Source organism: Paenibacillus sp. FSL F4-0236 (assembly GCF_038000135.1).
Taxonomy (GTDB): Bacteria; Bacillota; Bacilli; order Paenibacillales; family Paenibacillaceae; genus Paenibacillus_AQ.
Window position 1 is genome coordinate 142,028 of sequence record NZ_JBBOBK010000001.1, and the last position, 17,711, is coordinate 159,738.

Genomic DNA, 17,711 nt, shown 5'->3' on the forward strand with positions numbered 1-17,711 from the left:
GCTACTCGGCTTTAGGCTTTATGCTTAATATGCCCTAGCCGGATAAAACACTTAAGATAACGTTGTTACTGACGACCAGACAGTTGTTGTTCTGCCAGTTGTACTAGACGTTTAGTGATGTAACCGCCCAGAGAACCAGTTTCGCGAGAAGTGTAGTTCCCGTAATAACCGTCAGCTGGGATCGTTACTCCAAGCTCCTGTGCTGCTTCATATTTCAACTGTTGCAATGCCGCAGTTGCTTGAGGAACGACCAGGTTATTGGAACGGCTGCTACGACCTTGACCTGCTTGACCCATGTGTGTCACCTCCTTCGCCCGTTGTGAAGATAGTATGAGCGCTAAGAGGTTAATTCATGCATCACTTCGAAAGGTTTTAAGGATGGTAATTATTAGTGAAATAAAAGTGAGGATAGAAATCCTTTATTACTAGGGATTACACAAAAAAATCGGTCTTCCCTTACGTAATCGCAAGGCAAGACCGATATAATGTATATCTGCTTTAAATCTCAGGATAGATCATTTCCAGCACGGTGGATAGATTCTGACTCTGACCGGGTTCTACCGTTAAAAGACCTGTGAAGGAAGCATCCTCGGATACATTCGGTGCATTCGCGAGCCATGTATAGGGCTCAATACACAGAAATTGATCAGCCGGTCCTTTGGTATATAGCACCCAGTGACGGAATAGATTCTCGTCAGCAGTATAACGAAGGCCATAACCATCATCGCGTAATAATAAGGCTTCTACAGGCTGTTTTTCTCCAATACGTAGAGCAGTATCAAAATTAGTTCCCTGCATGTTCATTCCGGTGTTCAATGCTTCCAGATCACCAAGAGGAATCAGATTGCCGCTAGGGAGCAATTCATCGTTCAGTTCATAAATACTATTTACTGGGAGCTTAAGATTCCAGCGCTCAGGTTCTCCATCAATCATAAACCAGGTGTGATAACCGATCCCAAAAGGAATTCGATGATCTCCAAGATTTGTAACCTTTAAAGTTTGGGTAAATCGGGCTTCCTGAAGCCTAAACGTCATTTCGAATTTAAGTGGGATAGGGAATTGCTCCATCCAGTGTGGATCATCTTCCGTTCGGAATTCAGTAGTGACCGCGCAACCATCCTCATCTTCTTCAATATCGCTGACACACCAGGCCTGAGTTCTGTGTAGACCATGAATATGATTGTCATTAGCGGTATTCTGGTCAAATTGATAACTTGTACCCTCGAATTGAAATTGGCCCTTACGAATTCTTCCGGGTGGAATTAATAGCGGCATACCAAAATGGTAAGGTTTTTGCATAAAGAAAGCTTGATCGCTTTCATCAGGCCGCCGTAGAATTTCCCGTTGTTTCTTGACATCAAACAATGAAATCACGTTATTTCCTAGTCGCGGCAAAAGCGTGACTTCCAGTTCACGGCTGTGCAAAATATAAGTATCATAACCGCCCCACTGCCCTTTGGTCACCTGTTTCATGAGATATGCTCCTTTATCGTAACTGTAATCGAATAGAACATGGATAACCTTATCATAACAGATTTATACGGTAGTGGTTAAGTGATTTGACAACTTCTCTTTATGGTTCTATGATGAAGGCATTAATTCATGATGATAATGTGATGACGGGGACAAGTAGGCAGGCATTGCACCTTCAGAAAGCCGGTGGTTGATGCGAACCGGTAGGACAAACCTGATGAATGGACCCCTGAGCGCCGAGCTTGAACGGGAGCTAGATGCCCTAGTAGACCGGCCGGATCTTCCCCGTTAACGGAAGACTAAGGCTGTTTTTTTCTTGTCTAAACAAGATTAAGCAGCGAATAAGGGTGGCACCACGGTCTCACGTCCCTTGCGGATGAGGCTTTTTTTGCGTTCTCGGAAACTTAGAAATGACATCAAACGGAGGTCTATATTATGAAAAAAGTAATGTCAGGCATTCAGCCAAGCGGTTCACTTACACTGGGGAACTACATTGGAGCACTGAAAAATTTTGTGAAGCTGCAAGATGATCATCAATGTTTCTTTATGGTTGTCGATATGCATGCAATCACTGTAGCACAAGATCCTGCGGCACTGCGTGAGCAGTCAGAGTCCGTAGCGGCCCTCTTTATTGCAGCAGGAATTGATCCTGCACGTTCTAATGTCTATATGCAGTCGCATGTGCCACAACACGCTGAACTGGGCTGGATCATGACGACACTTACAGCAATGGGCGAGCTGGAGCGTATGACCCAGTTTAAAGATAAATCATCAGGTAAAGATTCTGTTGGCGCTGGTTTATTCGTCTATCCTTCCTTGATGGCAGCAGATATTCTTGTTTATAATGCAGATCTTGTGCCAGTTGGAGAAGACCAGAAACAACATTTGGAGCTGACTCGTGATTTAGCTGGTCGCTTCAATAATCGTTTTGGCGAATTCTTTACCATTCCGGAGCCGTACATTCCAGAGGTGGGTGCGCGTATTATGTCTCTGGATGATGGCACCAAAAAAATGAGCAAGAGCAGTCCTAACGCAGGCAGCTACATTGCTCTGTTAGATTCACCGGACGTAATCCGTAAAAAAATCAGCCGTGCAACGACTGATTCAGGACGTGAAGTAATTTTTGATCCAGCTAATAAGCCAGAGATCAGTAATTTGATGAGTATTTATTCCGAATGTTCTGGAATGACACTGGGGCAAATTGCCGATCGTTATGAAGGGCAAATGTATGGCGGCTTTAAGAAAGATCTTGCTGAAGTGGTTGTAGCTACGCTTGAGCCTTTACAACAAAGATACAATGAAATTCGTAGCTCGGGTGCGATCACAGATATTCTTGCAGAAGGTGCTGATCGTGCGCGCATTGTTGCAACAGAGACGCTGAATGGAGTTAAAGAGCGAATGGGATTTCTGCCAGCTCGTTAATCTAATCAGCGCTTAGGCTTTCCTGTTTGCGTCTGATCTTGGCCTTGAGGATAAATCCCCAGCCAATATTCATAACACAGAGAAATCCGAGCAGAAGTGCCAACCAAAAACTATAACTGATCGCGATTGAAGCGGCAGTAAGAATAAGAATAGAAGAACAAGCGAACCAAAGTGAAAGTCCTTTACCCATTAAGAGAGCCTTCCTTTCTATGTCTGCTAAAATGAATCCCGGAGTATGATAATAATACTCCGGGATTTTTTGTGATTATAGAATAGATCTCTGCGTAAGTCTACAGTTTCATCGTAAAGAACCAGGGTCAATGGAAAATCGTTTGTCGAGCTTCTCGCTGCTAAGCCAACCAACATAAGTATTTAAAGGTCGATATTGATTGTCCATCACTAATACAGCCACAAATGGGTATTGTTTGCGATGTAAATAACGTACGTCCCCCCAGCGAACCATATATCCTGAAGAAAGTTCCTCGACTTCGGCTACTGCATAAGAGGTGAAGTATAGGAAGGACTGAATATCAGGGTGCGACTTGGATATCTCCACAGCGGGATGATTCGAGCATACAGCATGTTTGAACCATTCCAGTCGATTATTGACTAACTGCCCAACATCATAACTACCATCTTTTTTTACTTTTACTACGTTCCAGCGCTTTAGTGAAATTGTAGGGATTACAATATAACGTTCGCCGGCACTATGATGTAAATCCTTAAGCTTAATATTACGCGTGAGACGTGCGTGAACGACGGTTCTCCAAATATAATAAAGAATAGTACAGGCATACAGCGTAATAAATAAAGGTTGCGGTGGAATGATCCCGGTGATCCAGAGAAGGATGGCTGCGATATGGCTACCAAATATAAATGGATCAAAAATGTGGATGATGTTCCATGCAATCCATTTCTCCGTGAATGGACGTGCAGCCTGAGTGCCATAGGTATTAAATAGATCAGAAAATACGTGAACACCTACACCAATGAAGCTCCAGAGCGCAATATGGCTTAGAGCTTGTAAATCAGTAAAACCAAATAAGGGCCCTAACACGAAGGAAATCAGGGCGGGCCACAGAATTAGAAAGGGTAGGGAATGTGTGATTCCTCGGTGATTTCGAATATACATTGCATTGTCCTTCAGTCGTAGCGCAGTATCGGCATCAGGAGCCTGAGAGGCGAGCACTGTTGCAAGCATAACAGCTCCCGCCAGTTTCGGATCAGAAGCAACGATGGGATCAACGAAGGAAAGCCCAGCTAAGCCTAGGCCCATAACTAAATGTGTAGCAGTATCCATTGGTCAGTTCTCCTTTGTTGTTCGGAAGTTCTCTATTTAATAATTACCCAAATACAGCTCTGGTTATTAAGGGGATTGAAATAAATACAAAATAAATATTGTCACGTAATTGTCGAATTCATGAACTTACTGTTCCATGACTGTCAAAGTCTTCACGGGTTTGTTATGATAAAGTTAACAGCGAAGTTAAAAAACTTCGGTTAGAACGTTACATGTTCGTTTAGAAGGAGGATCATTAGGTGTGGACAATCATATAACATTTCAAGCTTCTTCCGACTCTGCAGCCATGTCTGCAAAATCTCCACCGGAAGGTGCTAGCTGGCGTGATTTCATTGCAGTAACAAAACCCGGTATTATCCGATCTAACCTTATTGCGGCCTTTGCGGGATATTGGCTGGCCTCGGGTTGGGATGTTCATTACGGCAGATTAGTTCTGACTCTGCTCGGTACAATGCTGGTTATGGCTTCAGCCTGCGTTTTTAATAACTATTTCGACCGGGATCTGGACATGAAAATGGAAAGAACCCGTGAACGGGGGCTTCCTACAGGACGACTGAAACCAAACACTGTATTATTATACGCCATTGGGCTTGGTATTGCAGGTTTGATCGTGCTGTTTGCTTTTTCAGGAATGCTTGCCGGTCTGTTTGGAATTGTTGGCATGTTCGTTTACGTAGTAGTATACACGCTTTGGTTGAAGCGGACATCAACATGGAGCACCTCAGTAGGTGCGATTTCTGGAGCAATGCCCCCGGTAATTGGTTATGTTGCGGTTTCAGGAACGGTTGATCTAGGCGCTTGGCTGATCTTTGCCATGTTGTTTCTATGGCAACCCCCTCACTTCTGGGCGTTGGGCATTAGACGTAAAGAAGAATATAGAGCGGCAGGATTTCCATTACTACCTGTAGTTAAAGGAACGCGACGTACGAAGTTTCAGATGATTCCTTATGTAGCCCTTTTGCTGCCTATTCCAGTGTTAATGTACGCCTATGATTACGCAGGCATATTTTTTCTAATCATTTCATCAGCGTTGTCCTTGGCTTGGTTAGTATTGACCTTGATGGGCTTTAAGGCTAAAGATGATGAAGTCTGGGCGAAGAAGAATTTCCTCTTCTCCATTAACTACCTGACAGTTAGTTTGATCGTACTTGTATTGAATACGATTCACGGTTAAGAAGAGGGAGGGTATACGTGTCCGTGCAAACCTTTAAGCGTTATAAATGGACTTGGCTTCTGCTAATACTTGCTTTGATTATGGCTGGTTATCTGGCAATTAACTCTTTGAATTTAGGAAAAGAAAAATTGCCAGTAATCGGAGAAGTGCAGGACTTTTCTCTTGAAAATGTGAATGGAGACCAGGTTACTCTGGCTGATACACAAGGTAAAGCACGGCTGGTATACTTCTTTTTTACACAGTGTCCGGATGTATGTCCTATAACTACGTTTTTGTTATCTCAGACACAGAAGATTCTGGTCGAGGATGGCAGTTTTGGTAAAGATACGGGTTTTGTCTCTATCTCTTTTGATCCGAAGAATGATACTCGGGAAGCTATTAAGGCTTTTGCAGACCGGTTTCAGGCGAATTATGATGGATGGTATTTCTTGCGGGGGGATCAGGAAGAAGTTCGTAAGTTAGCGACGGATTCTTTTAAAGTACTAATCGCAGGGAATTCCAAAGAAAATTTCGTACATGCCAACCGTATAGCGTTAGTTGACCGAGACAATCAACTTCGTGCATTGTATGACGCAGGAGATACGGAGAACGTAACTCCTGAATTTCTTGCCGATCAGCTGACGAAATTGGCTCGGGAATAAAATATCAAACATTAAAAACGCCTTTTTCGAATCCCTCTTTATTGAGCGGATAACGAAAAAGGCGTTTTTTTAAATATACGATAGTATAAGTTTCATGCTATACATTATCCTTATACTTGTTTCAGCTAAAATGGAAGTGGTTCAGGGTAGATGATGAAATCTTCTAATCCGGCTTTTTCGAGCTGAGTGATGTTGTATTCATCAGGCGTACCCTCCACACCAGCATATCCGCGACGAGTATAAATATGATCGGCATCAGGGAAGGCATCCCGGAGCACACTGCGTATTTTTTTGCCAGAGCTATCGTTATCCAAATAAAGGTATACTTCTCCATCTCCTACTTGTTGCCGGAGGGATTCTAATTTTAGTGTATTTAATGTACCAAAGGTACATAGGATTTCTACTTCCGGTACCAGCACGCGCCGTAATCTGCTGCGATCGTTCTTACCTTCGACAATAATCGTTATGGACATTAGCTGACAATCACCTCCGGGAATGGGTCCAAGCTTCAGGCTCATTATAGTTTACCGAAGGATCGTCATTTTTAACAACTGTTTCTGCAAGAAAGTCTTCATTCCCCGGGAAATGTCGTAAAAGCAAAGAATCATGCGGCTCGCCCATTCCATTTGGAAGTGAGGTTCGATAGTTTACCAGTGTTTTTAGGTGGAAGAAGAAGCAATGCTACCATTAATAGTAGAAAGGCTATGAAGTAAGGAGAAACGAAGGACCTTAGCTGTCCAGCAGCCACGGGCCCAGCGAATGCACCAAGTGACATGGCTATCGACTGCATGGAGAAAGTCCGACCCATTCGCCCAGGGCCACCGAGACTAATAAAGAGTGATGCCATTGCAGGAAACAACACTCCTTTGGCTGCGCCGAGCATAAAAAGAATCGCAGCAGTCGGAATCCTGTGAAATGAAGCGAGTGCAAAGAAGCTGATGGCCATTCCCAGTAATGCCGCTGCTATTCTTCCCCCCGGAGAAAGACGGTTCAGGAAGAGCATGCTGAGCGTTACCAAAGCACCTAAACTGAGGAGTGACAGTAGTATACCAGTGGAAAGAATACTGTTGCTCCCTGTTTGAGATAGTGGGAGCTCGAAAAAGAGAACGCCTTGTGAACAGGAAACGAAAAAAGGTAAAAGGTAATACCGTTTGGATACCAGTTCATCATCTTTCGTTGGTATAGAAGGTTTATCTGGAACTTTTAATGCTGATGGCGCTGAGCTTAGCGGCTTTAATATATGTCTCGAAGGCGCAGGTACACTAAAAAAAGCCATGATTCCTGTTGCGATAAGGAGCCATCCAAGTGTGGTGAAGGTGCCAGAGTAGCCGGCTTTTGCTACGATAAAAGCTCCCGCAGCAGGCGATACAACTGAAGCTAACGTATGAACGATACCATGTCCGGACATATATTTACCCTGCTCTGTGGCATCGGATGACAAAGAAGCGAGTAACGTCATACAGGCTGGAGAGAGGAAAGCGAGCACGAATCCACTTGCTGCTCTTAGCATTAGCAGATGCCATGGAAGCTGTACATGAGCTTGCAGCAGTAGGATAGCTCCCGCTGCGACAAGGCTGAAGACGATGTAGCGGCGGGAGCCATTACGATCGACGAGTACGCCTGCAAGCAGATTGCCGGGAAGGTGGGTCAACGAGTACATGCCCATCATCCAGCCAATAAAGGTGGGTCCCGCACCAAGAGAGATGGCAAAGGGCGTAAGGACGGGATACTGAGCATGTAAATCGAAGAACGCCAAAAAGAGAAATAAGTATAGCCACAGCGCAGTTTTCACAGGGAAACACCTCCGAGAGCCACCTACAGCACAAGTGAATGCAGGACGGCGTAATAATGAAGAACCAATTCTTAAGCACTACTTGTACTTTACGTGGGACAGAGAGGGCTTATACCGCTTTTTTAATTCCGCTGGTAGGTATACCTTTTACGGAGGGTGGAACCATGAATTATGATGGGTATTCATGTATAATAATTAATATTGGCGTTATGTCTATGGGAAGAGAGAATCCTTGGGACGAAACTAGGCGATAGGGGTGTTGTGAGATTGATGGATCCAGAGGTATGGTCACAGTTTATAAGGGAAAATTGGCTAGTTATTGTAATTGCGCTTGTCCTGCTGTTTGCGGTTGTTAATTTGGTTAAAACCGTTCTGAAATGGGCGATTGTCATCGTGATCGTTGTAGGTTTGTTCATCTATAGTGGTGTTACAATGGACCAAATTGGTAACGCTGTGAATAAGGTGGCAGATGGAACGGTAAGCACGCTGAAGAAGGAAGCGCAAGAGGTTATGCTTAAAGAAGCGCAGGATGCGAAGTACACTTCAAATGGAGACGGGACCTTTACGATTACAACGCCGAATATTGAAGTGAAGGGCGCAGCGGGTGAAGATAAAGTAGAGGTTACTTTCCGTGGTGTGAGTCTTGGAAAGTGGAGTGTTACAGATACGACAAAAACATTTATCGAGGAAGCCCGAAAACATCAATAACAGGCTTGGACTCAAAAATATAACAAGCGAGCAAGCACGCGACTGAAAGGAGAGAGCGGATATGATAAACGGATGGATGACTAGTGTGAGTGATGCTAATATCATCTCCATCGCCCTCCTGCTGGTTGTAGTCTTCTCTCTATTGCAAGGCTGGAGCAGAGGTTTCTCAAGCGCTACCGGAAGATTATTTGGGCTGCTGGGAACAGGATTATTTACTATAGCATCTTTGGTATTAGCTATCCCAGCTGCGGCCTACCTCAATCCCTATGTAGAGACTTGGGCATCGGGTATTAGTCTTCCTGATACGAAGCTTACACAGTGGCAGCAAATTTATTATACGGCGGTGTCTGTGTTATCAGAATCACCGCTAGTTCGATTTCTATTGTTACTCCTGATTTCTTATCTGTTAATTCGTATGCTCTTAGGACTGTTATCCATGTTGCTTCCTTTTCCACAATTGCGGCGTACTAAGAAGTTTAAAGACAGAAAGATTACGCAGGTAAGCCGTATGGGAGGAGCAATGGTTGGATTAATTATCGGCTTAATGCGTAGTCTGGTAATTGTTCTCGCTCTTTTCATCTGTGTTGGATTAAATCCGGAGAGTGGATTTAGTCGTTATGTGGAGTCCTCTCCAATCTATAGTCAGAGCGCTGCTGCTGTATTTGAACCTATTGTTGGTGAGACTGTGCAGAAGAAACTTCCTATTCTGACAAAGACCGTTGCAGCAGAGATGAATGATATCCTTCGCAGAAAATATGAGGTTATCGATCATGAAATTCCTCAGGATATTATAGGAGCAGCAGAAGACATTGTTGGACAAGCGCAAGATGAAGAGAAAAAAGCGAGACTTCTCTATGATTGGGTAGGTACACGCGTGACTTACGATTATGCTAAAGCTGACAATTATTTGCAAAACAGGGTCTGGCATGAACAGACACCACAGGATACATTCGACACTCGGCAAGGGGTGTGTATAGACTATGCCCGACTGTACGCTGTGATGGCTCGTTCACAGGGCTTGCAGGTACGGGTTGTAACAGGTCAGGGTTATGATGGGCGTGGCGGTTATGGTGCACATGCTTGGAATGAAGTATATATAAGTGATCGGCAAGCTTGGATTCCGCTGGATCCGACTTGGGCTAGCAGTGGAGATTGGTTCAATCCGAAGGATTTTGATGAAACGCATATTAGGGAGAACGCCCTCTGAGTGAGGGCGCTGAACTCCTGGGGTGTGGTACAATAAACTCAAGTAACGTCAGTTCTAACTTAAATGCGAGGGCATGCTCACAATAAGCAGCTAAGAACTCACCTTCATCATAAGAGTAATGTCTCAGGCAAAGGGTTGTCAGACATTTTTTTAAAATATAAGAAAGTATAAGCACTATACTTTATGTCTTATATTTCTCGCTTAAACACTTACCTTCCTTATAAGGACGGTCAAGGCGTTTATGCTTGTAGAAGGGGAGAAAGCTGGTGAGTTTGTTTGGTAAGCAGCTCCCGCCTAAGGACGGGATATCTTCAAGAAATTCTGTAGGCTTGAGACTGAATATTTTTTTCTTTGGCACTTTTTTTATTTTTTGTATTATTATCGTACGTCTTGCAGGTTTACAGTTTACTGAGGGAGCTCTGTTGAGTGAAGAAGAAACGAGCCGGGAAACGAAAATTGTTCCGCTCGCAGCGATGCGTGGGATTATTTTTGCTGCCGAAGGAGAGCAGATTGCCTATTCAACACCTACGGAGTCGCTTTACCTTACATTAACTAAAGATTATACAGCTAGAACGACAGATAAAGTAACGGGTGAGACCTCACTTACGGAGAAGGCGAAGTACAACTCCGATATGCTTGCAGCAAGGCTTGCAGCTGATTTTGCTAAATATGGAGATCCGAATGCGCCGAAGCTGACGCAGCAAGATATCTTGGATTCATTAGATTTAGATTTCAAAAAGTATTTAGGTTATGTGCCGCGACGGATCAAGACTGGATTAATTCCAGAGGAAATAGCCTATTTCATGGAGCATAAAGACAATTATCCGGGGCTAACGATCGTGGAGGAGAGTGTTCGTCACTACGATAAAGATACGGTAGCGGTGCAGACAGTCGGCTTTGGAAAGCCGTTTAAATCGACTGAAGATATAGCGATGTATAAGAATGTCCGTAGTGAAATGAAAAAAGATTCTCCCCCTGGACTTATGTATAAAGCAGAAGAATATGTGGGGTTTGATGGTCTGGAAATGCAGTATCAACGAGAGCTACGAGGAGAAAATGGTTATCAGGTCATTTCGGTGACTCCTCAGAATATGGCTGAGAAGGTTGAACAGAACGTTGCTCCTGTAAAAGGTAATAATATTTGGATGACCATTAATAAGAAGATTCAGATGAAGACAGAACAGGCCATATTGGATCAGATTAAATGGCTGCATACCAATGCTGTTCAAGGTGAGACGCATCCAGATGCTTTAACCGGATACGCCGTAGCAATGGAAGTGGAGACTGGAAATATTGTCGCCATGGCAAGCATGCCGGATTACGATTCAAATGTATGGACTAAAGACTCCTTACCAACACCTGTTTGGAATAAAATAATGAATAATCATCTAAACGGTACGATTACTTCGAATTCATCTGGTAGATCAGGTCATGATTTTAGTTCACTTGTATTTATGGGATCTACGATCAAACCATTAAGTGTGTTAATTGGTTTAAAGGAAGGTTTCTTTAATACCTCAACAACCTATTCAGATGTGGGCATTACTTATTTCGGTAAGGATAATAAATCATCCGTAAGAAATTCATCGGGTCACGTATATGGTTCACTAGATCCGGCCAAGGCGATTATGAATTCCTCTAATGTATTTATGATTGATATGGTGGGTAAGCAGCTTTACAAGAAATATCCGGGGGATAAAGGCATTGAGGTATGGGACAGATATATGAAAGAGTTCGGGCTGGGTGTATCTACGAAAAGTGGTCTCCCAGGTGAATCAGCGGGCCAGATTAACTATACTGATCTTAAGGCCGCAGGCAGCTCGCAGGCCGCACTTATCTATGCTTCTTTTGGCCAACAGGGCAGTTATACTACATTGCAGCTTGCCCAGTATGCTTCTACTCTTGCAAATGAAGGAGTGCGTATTAAGCCTCAACTCGTTAGCAAGATCACGGATGCGCAAGGTAAGGCGGTTAAGGAATTTCAAAGAGAAGTGCTTAATACGGTAACGTTTGACAAATCCTACTGGAAAGAGATCAAACAGGGGATGAGCAGTGAAGTTAGTGCTTTTGATGATTTTCCTTATGATTTTGCACGTAAGACAGGTACCTCTGAAAAAACAGACAGAAAAAATATAAACCGTGATAATGGGGTATTTATTGCCTTTGCTCCGCGAGAAAATCCGAAGCTAGCCGTAGCGGTTGTTATACCAGAAGGGGGCTTTGGCTCCAAAAGCGCTGCGCCGGTGGCTCGTAAAATTTTTGATGCCTATGATTGGGAGTACGGGCTCGATGGTGTGCCGAAAAAGAATGTCACTCCTGCGTCAGGCCCCGTTCAAGAATAATTAGAGAAAAAGGAGAGAAATAAACTGTGAGTTTTTTCCGTAAGCAGGCCTCACCTCCAGATGAGACCAACAGTAAAAGTTCCATAGGCCTGCGACTCAACGTGTTTTTCTTTAGCACGTTTGTTATATTTTGCGTAATTATTATACGCCTGGCTGTGTTGCAATTCGTGGAAGGACCCACTTTAACTGAAGTGGAGACAAGCAGAGATACCAAAAATGTACCGCTAGCTTCCATGAGAGGTGTAATTTATGCTGCTGAAGGTGAGAAGTTAGCGTACTCTACACCGGTTCAATCGCTGTATATTACGCTCAATAAGGAGTATACCGCTAAGCAAACAGATAAAATTACCGGTAAAACTACCCTAACTCCAGAAGCTAAAGCCAAGTCAGATGCATTGGCAGCCAAGCTGGTAGCTGATTTCAATAAATATGGTGATCCAAAAGCTGAGAAGATGACAGAAGCAGATGTTATTGACGCACTGGATTTATATTTCCGGAAATCACTTGGCTTTATGGCACGGCGAATTAAGGCGGACCTGACTACTCAGGAAGTGGCCTATTTCATGGAACATAAGGGAGAATACCCAGGCCTTGAAATTGTCGAGGAAAGCATTCGTCATTACGATAAAGATACGGTTGCCGTACAGACGATAGGTTATATCAAGCCTTTTAAATCAGCAAACAGCCTTAATATTTATAAGAATATCTTAAATGCTATGAAGAACAATCCGGAGCCAGGACTAACGTACAAGGACGACGAATTTGTCGGATTTGACGGCCTGGAGCTGCAGTATCAGAGAGAGCTTCGGGGACAAAACGGCTATCAGGAAATCTCCGTCAATCCACAGAACATGGCAGAGAAAGTCGAACGTGTAGTCCCTCCTGTCAAAGGCAATGACGTCTGGACAACTATTAATAAGAACATTCAGATGAAGACAGAGCAGGCGATTATGGATCAGATTAAGTGGTTGCATTCCAATACTGTACAGGGTAAAACGCATCCTAATGCTTTAACTGGTTACGCTGTAGCGATGGAAGTCGATACGGGGAATATCGTCAGTATGGCAAGTATGCCGGACTACGATACGAATATTTGGACATCGGGATCCTTATCCACAGATGTCTGGAACAGTATCATGGATAACTACCAGAACGGTACCATTAATCCGATTTCTTCAGGGACGTCAGGTAATGGACTTAGGTCTGTACTGCTACTAGGTTCAACAATTAAACCTTTGAGCGTACTCGTGGGTCTGAATGAAGGTCTCTTTACAACCTCAACCTACTATCCGGATAGAGGTTTCGCGACTTTTGGTAAAACAGGTCATGAAACTAAGGTAAGAAACTCCGGAGGACATGTGTACGGTTCTATGGACCCTGCAAGAGCGATTGAGAAATCGTCGAATGCGTTCATGGTGGACATGATCGGTAAACGATTGTATGACAAATACAAAAGCAAAGGCGTAGATGTCTGGGATAAGTATATGAAAGAGTTTGGACTTGGTGTATCCACGGGAAGTGGTCTGCCAAATGAATTCTTAGGACAGATTAACTATACCAATATAGAGGCTGCGGGTAGCGCCCAAGCGGCACTTGTATATGCTTCTTTCGGCCAACAAGGTAGTTATACGGTGTTGCAGCTTGCCCAATACGTAGCTACACTTGCTAATGAAGGACAGCGGATCAAACCTCAGCTAGTTAGCAAGATTACAGATGCTGACGGAAAAGTAGTCAAGGAGTTCGGTCGTGAGGTAATAGATGAAGTAACAGCCTTCGATAAATCCTACTGGAAAGAAATTCAACAGGGTATGCGAAGTGAAGTTAGTGCTTTTTCTGATTTCCCTTATGATTTTGCTCGTAAGACGGGAACATCTCAACAAGTGGCAAAGGGTCAAATTCGTGATAACGGTGTATTTATTGCTTATGCCCCACGAAATAACCCTAAGCTGGCAGTAGCCGTAGTTATTCCAGAAGGAGGCTTTGGTTCCCAGAGTGCCGCGCCGGTCGCACGTAAAATTTTTGATGCTTATGATTGGGAATATGGACTTGATGGCGTTCCGAAGAAGAGTCTACAGTCAGGTAATAATACAAATGATCCTGCGAATGAAGGAACGACTACAGGTACTCAGTAACTTTGACTCTAAGGTGAATAATGATTAAAAAATAAACAGCTGCTCTATTGAGAGCATAAAAGAATGGAGGGGTGGCAATGACTGCCAAATACCGCCTGCTTGCTTTGGATATGGATGGAACCCTACTGAATGATGAACAGATTATTACACCTACAACGGTGAAATGGCTTCAAAAGGCGGTCGACGCAGGCGTTCATGTCTGTCTGTCGACAGGCCGAGCTTTTACAAGTGCATTTCCATATGCTGAGCAGCTTGGACTAGAAACACCTATGATTACTGTGAACGGTAGTGAGATATGGCGAGCACCACATGAAATTTATCGGCGATCATTGATGGATCCTATGCTGGTACAACAAATGTATGAACTTGCTAAAGAAGATGACATCTGGTTCTGGGCCTATTCTACGGAAAAAGTCCACAAACAGGATAACTGGGATGGGGATGTAACGGGCAGAGAATGGCTTAAATTCGGTTATCACACCGAAGATGATGAGCTTCGTCATAAACTGCTGCTTCGTCTTCAAGATATGGGTGGATTGGAGATTACGAACTCCTCTCCACATAACCTGGAGATTAACCCTCTAGGAGTGAATAAAGCAGCCGGAATCATGGAAGTCTGTAAGCTGCTAGGACTAGACATGTCCCAAGTTATAGCGGTTGGTGACAGCCTCAATGACCTTGCAGCGATTCAGCAGTCAGGGCTTGGGGTTGCCATGGGCAACGCTCAGGAGACGGTTAAAGAAGAGGCTGACGTTGTGGTGGCTTCTAATAATAATGATGGAATTGCAGAAGTCATTCGAAAATATATTTTTAATGAAGCTATTGCGAAGTGAATCCATAGAGCATATTTGCTATTAGGAGGTTAAGTGTTGACGATCCTGGGTTGGATTCTTATTATTGCTTTATTTGCCGTAGGGCTAGCGGGGGCTGTGTACCCTATACTGCCGGGTGCTCTTGCGATTTATCTTGCCTTTTTCGTATATGGCTGGTTCTTTTCTTTCGAGCCTTTTGGTGTCTGGTTCTGGATCATTCAAACGCTGATCGTTGTAGTTTTATTTATTGCTGATTACGTTGTAGGGGCGTGGGGCGTTAAGAAATTTGGCGGCTCACGTTCATCGATTATCGGGAGTACGATTGGGCTAATCATTGGTCCTTTTGTAATCCCAGCCTTTGGACTTATTATTGGTCCGTTTCTGGGTGCCTTTATAGGAGAATTGATCGTAGGTTCTTCACCAGCTAAAGCTGCCAAAGTAAGTGTAGGATCAATACTTGGGTTGTTTAGTAGTACTGTTGTCAAAATTGTGCTACAAATTATTATGGTCGTCCTCTTTTTTATATGGGTCGTCCGGTTTTAATTTTAACAGTGAAGAAGGGGAAATGGTTTGTCCAAGAAAGAGTCTTTCGTAAAAGGCACGCTTATCCTTGCTGCTGCAGCTTTGGTGGCAAGGGTACTCGGGCTTGTTCAGCGGGTGCCGCTGGATCATATTTTTGATGATGTGGGGAGAGCATCATTTGGGGTATCGAACAATATCTATTTAATGCTGCTCACCGTGGCTACAGCAGGTATTCCAAGTACGCTCAGTAAAATGGTCTCCGAGCGGTACGCTCTGAATCGTCCTGAAGAGGCGAGACAAGTGTATCATGCAGCATTGCTGTTTTCAGTAGCAGCAGGGGTAATCATGACGGCCTTGCTGTACATAGGCGCTCCGTTCTATGCGACACATATTGCTGATGTACCTGAATCAGCGATGGCAGTTAGGGCTATTGCACCTGCGCTTTTACTTTTTCCGGCAATTGCCATGATGCGTGGATATTTTCAAGGGCGCAACAACATGATGGCTGGTGGTATTTCACAGATTGTAGAGCAGTTCGCTCGCGTACTAGTCGCTGTTTTACTAGCTTATATTCTATTACAGCAGGGGTATAACAATACAACTATAGCTGCGGGAGCATCCTTCGGTAGCGTAATTGGTAGTATTGCAGCATTTGGTGTCATGATTTATTTTGCAATCAAGCTGCGCCGAGAGGATAAACAGCAAGGATTAAATTACAATACCACTCAAAAATTGCCGATTTGGGGAATTTACAAAGATATTTTCACACTATCAATTCCGATCGTGCTCTCTTCACTTACGATTCCCGTAGTGAATGTGATTGATACTTCTTTGGCTGTTCCACTGCTTATTGATCAGATGGGTAGAGAGAGTGCAACAGCAGCTTTGGGTATACTAACCACGCGTGCTCAAAGTGTGGCCGGAATTCCGCCGGTACTAGCCATTGCGCTAGGTACCTCGCTGATTCCGATCATTTCAGCTGCCTATGCCCGTCGTGATGAGGGACACTTGAAGAAGCAAATTACACTTGCTTTGCGGATTTCTATCCTGACAGGGATGCCAATTGTGTTGGCACTTGTGGCAGCAGCTTATTCTGTAAACGGGTTATTGTTCAGCAGCTTGGACGGAAGCGGAATTGTGGCGATGCTTACGATTGGAACGATCTTTCAGATCACCATGATGACAACGAACTCCATCTTGCTCGGTATGGGCAAATCACGCATTTCAATGTATTATGTGCTAGTGGGTATTATTGTTAAATTAGTCGCAAGCTTCTTACTAAGTAAGATATTTGGGATCTACGGGATTATCGGCGCAACAGCACTTTGTTTCGTAGTTATTACTATTCTTAACTTACGGATGCTGAAATCCATTGTACCTTTCGAAATTATGGGTAAACGGTGGGGCGGCTTCGCAATTGCGGTTCTGGTGTCCGGTGGTATTGGTTTTGGACTTAACCAAGCTGGAATTCTGTTAACAGATCTAATGCCTGCACGTCTGGCATTTCTGATCACTTGTCTTGTTGTAGGGGCCGCTGTTGTTGTTATTTATCTGGTCATGCTAATTGTACTGGGTGTGCTTACTAAACAGGAAATCTCCAGTTATCCGCGTGCATTGCAAAAATTGCTCCATCCGCTGATGAAATTGCAGCCTGCGCGTGTTCGTATGAGAGAATAAGTTTGACTTCTGCATGACATTTTGCTTCACTTAATGAATAGAAATTTGACAGATATGGAAGAAAGGACTGAACAAGCTATGGACAAAATTAGTTCTCCTGCTGAATTTCAGGTAGCCATTCAATCTCCTCGATTAACTGTAGCCATCTTCAAGGCGGACTGGTGCTCGGATTGTAAATTTATCGATCCTTTTATTCCTGAGGTAGAGCAAGCCTATGCAGATCGTCTAACGCTGGTTGAGGTTGACGTTGATGCTGTGGGTGACGTTAGTCAGGAACAAAATATTATGGGTATTCCAAGCTTTGTCGCGTATTCCGATGGGCGTGAATTGGTTAGATTCGTTAATAAATTACGTAAATCCCGCGAGGAAATTGAGAATTTCCTTGATAAAGCGGTTCAAGTGCATCAAAGCCTTCAACAGTAATTCCGGAAAACCACCGCTTTCGCCTGTTCGAGCAAAAGCGGTGGTTTTTTAAGATGCTTCTTCATTACTAAAAACTGCGGGTGATA

General features: G+C 43.8%; 17 protein-coding genes and 1 other annotated feature. Of the genes, 11 read left to right on the forward strand and 6 right to left on the reverse strand.

Annotated elements, in window-relative coordinates; genetic code table 11:
* Positions 1-65: 65 nt before the first annotated feature.
* Entirely contained in the window at positions 66-296 is a 231-nt protein-coding gene (locus NSQ29_RS00620) for an alpha/beta-type small acid-soluble spore protein (protein WP_042130917.1), read from the reverse strand.
* Positions 297-498: 202 nt separating this feature from the next.
* Positions 499-1,473: an aldose 1-epimerase gene (locus NSQ29_RS00625; protein ID WP_076300354.1), complete on the reverse strand. Its 975-nt coding sequence runs from the start codon at positions 1,471-1,473 to the stop codon at positions 499-501.
* A gap of 134 nt (positions 1,474-1,607) precedes the next feature.
* Positions 1,608-1,847, forward strand: a binding site (T-box leader).
* Between the two features lie 61 nt (positions 1,848-1,908).
* Here NSQ29_RS00625 and trpS point away from each other — a divergent pair.
* Positions 1,909-2,895, forward strand: a complete 987-nt coding sequence (gene trpS / locus NSQ29_RS00630; RefSeq protein WP_076285259.1) for a tryptophan--tRNA ligase — start codon at positions 1,909-1,911, stop codon at positions 2,893-2,895.
* Position 2,896: 1 nt separating this feature from the next.
* On the opposite strand, the gene NSQ29_RS00635 is transcribed toward trpS, so the two are convergent.
* Positions 2,897-3,085 (reverse strand): hypothetical protein, encoded by a 189-nt coding sequence (locus NSQ29_RS00635; RefSeq protein ID WP_042130914.1) that lies wholly within the window; start codon positions 3,083-3,085, stop codon positions 2,897-2,899.
* 108 nt (positions 3,086-3,193) lie between these two features.
* A complete protein-coding gene (locus NSQ29_RS00640) occupies positions 3,194-4,195 on the reverse strand; it encodes a metal-dependent hydrolase (protein ID WP_076300352.1) in 1,002 nt (333 codons plus the stop codon).
* Between the two features lie 241 nt (positions 4,196-4,436).
* Here NSQ29_RS00640 and cyoE point away from each other — a divergent pair, with 241 nt between their 5' ends.
* Positions 4,437-5,369, forward strand: a complete 933-nt coding sequence (cyoE, locus tag NSQ29_RS00645) for a heme o synthase (protein WP_042191612.1) — start codon at positions 4,437-4,439, stop codon at positions 5,367-5,369.
* A gap of 17 nt (positions 5,370-5,386) precedes the next feature.
* Positions 5,387-6,010, forward strand: coding sequence for an SCO family protein (locus tag NSQ29_RS00650; RefSeq protein ID WP_305953490.1), 624 nt, complete (start codon positions 5,387-5,389; stop codon positions 6,008-6,010).
* Positions 6,011-6,135: 125 nt separating this feature from the next.
* Here the strand turns inward: NSQ29_RS00650 and NSQ29_RS00655 are convergent, their stop codons facing one another.
* A complete protein-coding gene (locus NSQ29_RS00655) occupies positions 6,136-6,483 on the reverse strand; it encodes a DNA primase (RefSeq protein WP_076285257.1) in 348 nt (115 codons plus the stop codon).
* A 131-nt stretch (positions 6,484-6,614) separates the two neighbouring features.
* Entirely contained in the window at positions 6,615-7,802 is a 1,188-nt protein-coding gene (locus NSQ29_RS00660) for an MFS transporter (protein ID WP_076300351.1), read from the reverse strand.
* 270 nt (positions 7,803-8,072) lie between these two features.
* Between NSQ29_RS00660 and NSQ29_RS00665 the strand changes: the two genes are divergently transcribed.
* From NSQ29_RS00665 to NSQ29_RS00700, 8 genes are all read left to right on the forward strand, one after another.
* On the forward strand, positions 8,073-8,510 hold the full coding sequence (locus tag NSQ29_RS00665) for a hypothetical protein (RefSeq protein WP_042191604.1): 438 nt from the start codon (positions 8,073-8,075) through the stop codon (positions 8,508-8,510).
* 61 nt (positions 8,511-8,571) lie between these two features.
* On the forward strand, positions 8,572-9,717 hold the full coding sequence (locus NSQ29_RS00670; RefSeq protein ID WP_076300350.1) for a transglutaminase domain-containing protein: 1,146 nt from the start codon (positions 8,572-8,574) through the stop codon (positions 9,715-9,717).
* Positions 9,718-9,983: 266 nt separating this feature from the next.
* Positions 9,984-12,059 carry a peptidoglycan D,D-transpeptidase FtsI family protein gene (locus tag NSQ29_RS00675; RefSeq protein ID WP_341124088.1) on the forward strand — a complete coding sequence of 692 codons (2,076 nt, stop codon included), beginning with the start codon at positions 9,984-9,986 and terminating at the stop codon, positions 12,057-12,059.
* Between the two features lie 26 nt (positions 12,060-12,085).
* Positions 12,086-14,191, forward strand: coding sequence for a peptidoglycan D,D-transpeptidase FtsI family protein (locus NSQ29_RS00680; RefSeq protein ID WP_341124089.1), 2,106 nt, complete (start codon positions 12,086-12,088; stop codon positions 14,189-14,191).
* A 77-nt stretch (positions 14,192-14,268) separates the two neighbouring features.
* Complete coding sequence (locus tag NSQ29_RS00685; RefSeq protein ID WP_341124090.1) at positions 14,269-15,024, forward strand: Cof-type HAD-IIB family hydrolase; 756 nt, start codon at positions 14,269-14,271, stop codon at positions 15,022-15,024.
* Between the two features lie 36 nt (positions 15,025-15,060).
* Positions 15,061-15,546, forward strand: a complete 486-nt coding sequence (locus tag NSQ29_RS00690) for a DUF456 domain-containing protein (protein WP_076285251.1) — start codon at positions 15,061-15,063, stop codon at positions 15,544-15,546.
* Between the two features lie 27 nt (positions 15,547-15,573).
* Positions 15,574-17,202: a putative polysaccharide biosynthesis protein gene (locus NSQ29_RS00695; RefSeq protein WP_341124091.1), complete on the forward strand. Its 1,629-nt coding sequence runs from the start codon at positions 15,574-15,576 to the stop codon at positions 17,200-17,202.
* 78 nt (positions 17,203-17,280) lie between these two features.
* Entirely contained in the window at positions 17,281-17,625 is a 345-nt protein-coding gene (locus NSQ29_RS00700) for a thioredoxin family protein (protein ID WP_042194485.1), read from the forward strand.
* Positions 17,626-17,711 lie beyond the last annotated feature (86 nt).

Bases quoted from the DNA above. Each gene is read 5' to 3' on its own strand.
- NSQ29_RS00625 (WP_076300354.1), bottom strand. From the start codon at position 1,473: ATGAAACAGGTGACCAAAGGGCAGTGGGGCGGTTATGATACTTATATT.
- NSQ29_RS00635 (WP_042130914.1), bottom strand. From the start codon at position 3,085: ATGGGTAAAGGACTTTCACTTTGGTTCGCTTGTTCTTCTATTCTTATT.
- NSQ29_RS00640 (WP_076300352.1), bottom strand. From the start codon at position 4,195: ATGGATACTGCTACACATTTAGTTATGGGCCTAGGCTTAGCTGGGCTT.
- NSQ29_RS00665 (WP_042191604.1), top strand. From the start codon at position 8,073: ATGGATCCAGAGGTATGGTCACAGTTTATAAGGGAAAATTGGCTAGTT.
- NSQ29_RS00685 (WP_341124090.1), top strand. From the start codon at position 14,269: ATGACTGCCAAATACCGCCTGCTTGCTTTGGATATGGATGGAACCCTA.
- NSQ29_RS00655 (WP_076285257.1), bottom strand. From the start codon at position 6,483: ATGTCCATAACGATTATTGTCGAAGGTAAGAACGATCGCAGCAGATTA.
- NSQ29_RS00700 (WP_042194485.1), top strand. From the start codon at position 17,281: ATGGACAAAATTAGTTCTCCTGCTGAATTTCAGGTAGCCATTCAATCT.
- NSQ29_RS00620 (WP_042130917.1), bottom strand. From the start codon at position 296: ATGGGTCAAGCAGGTCAAGGTCGTAGCAGCCGTTCCAATAACCTGGTC.
- trpS (WP_076285259.1), top strand. From the start codon at position 1,909: ATGAAAAAAGTAATGTCAGGCATTCAGCCAAGCGGTTCACTTACACTG.
- NSQ29_RS00670 (WP_076300350.1), top strand. From the start codon at position 8,572: ATGATAAACGGATGGATGACTAGTGTGAGTGATGCTAATATCATCTCC.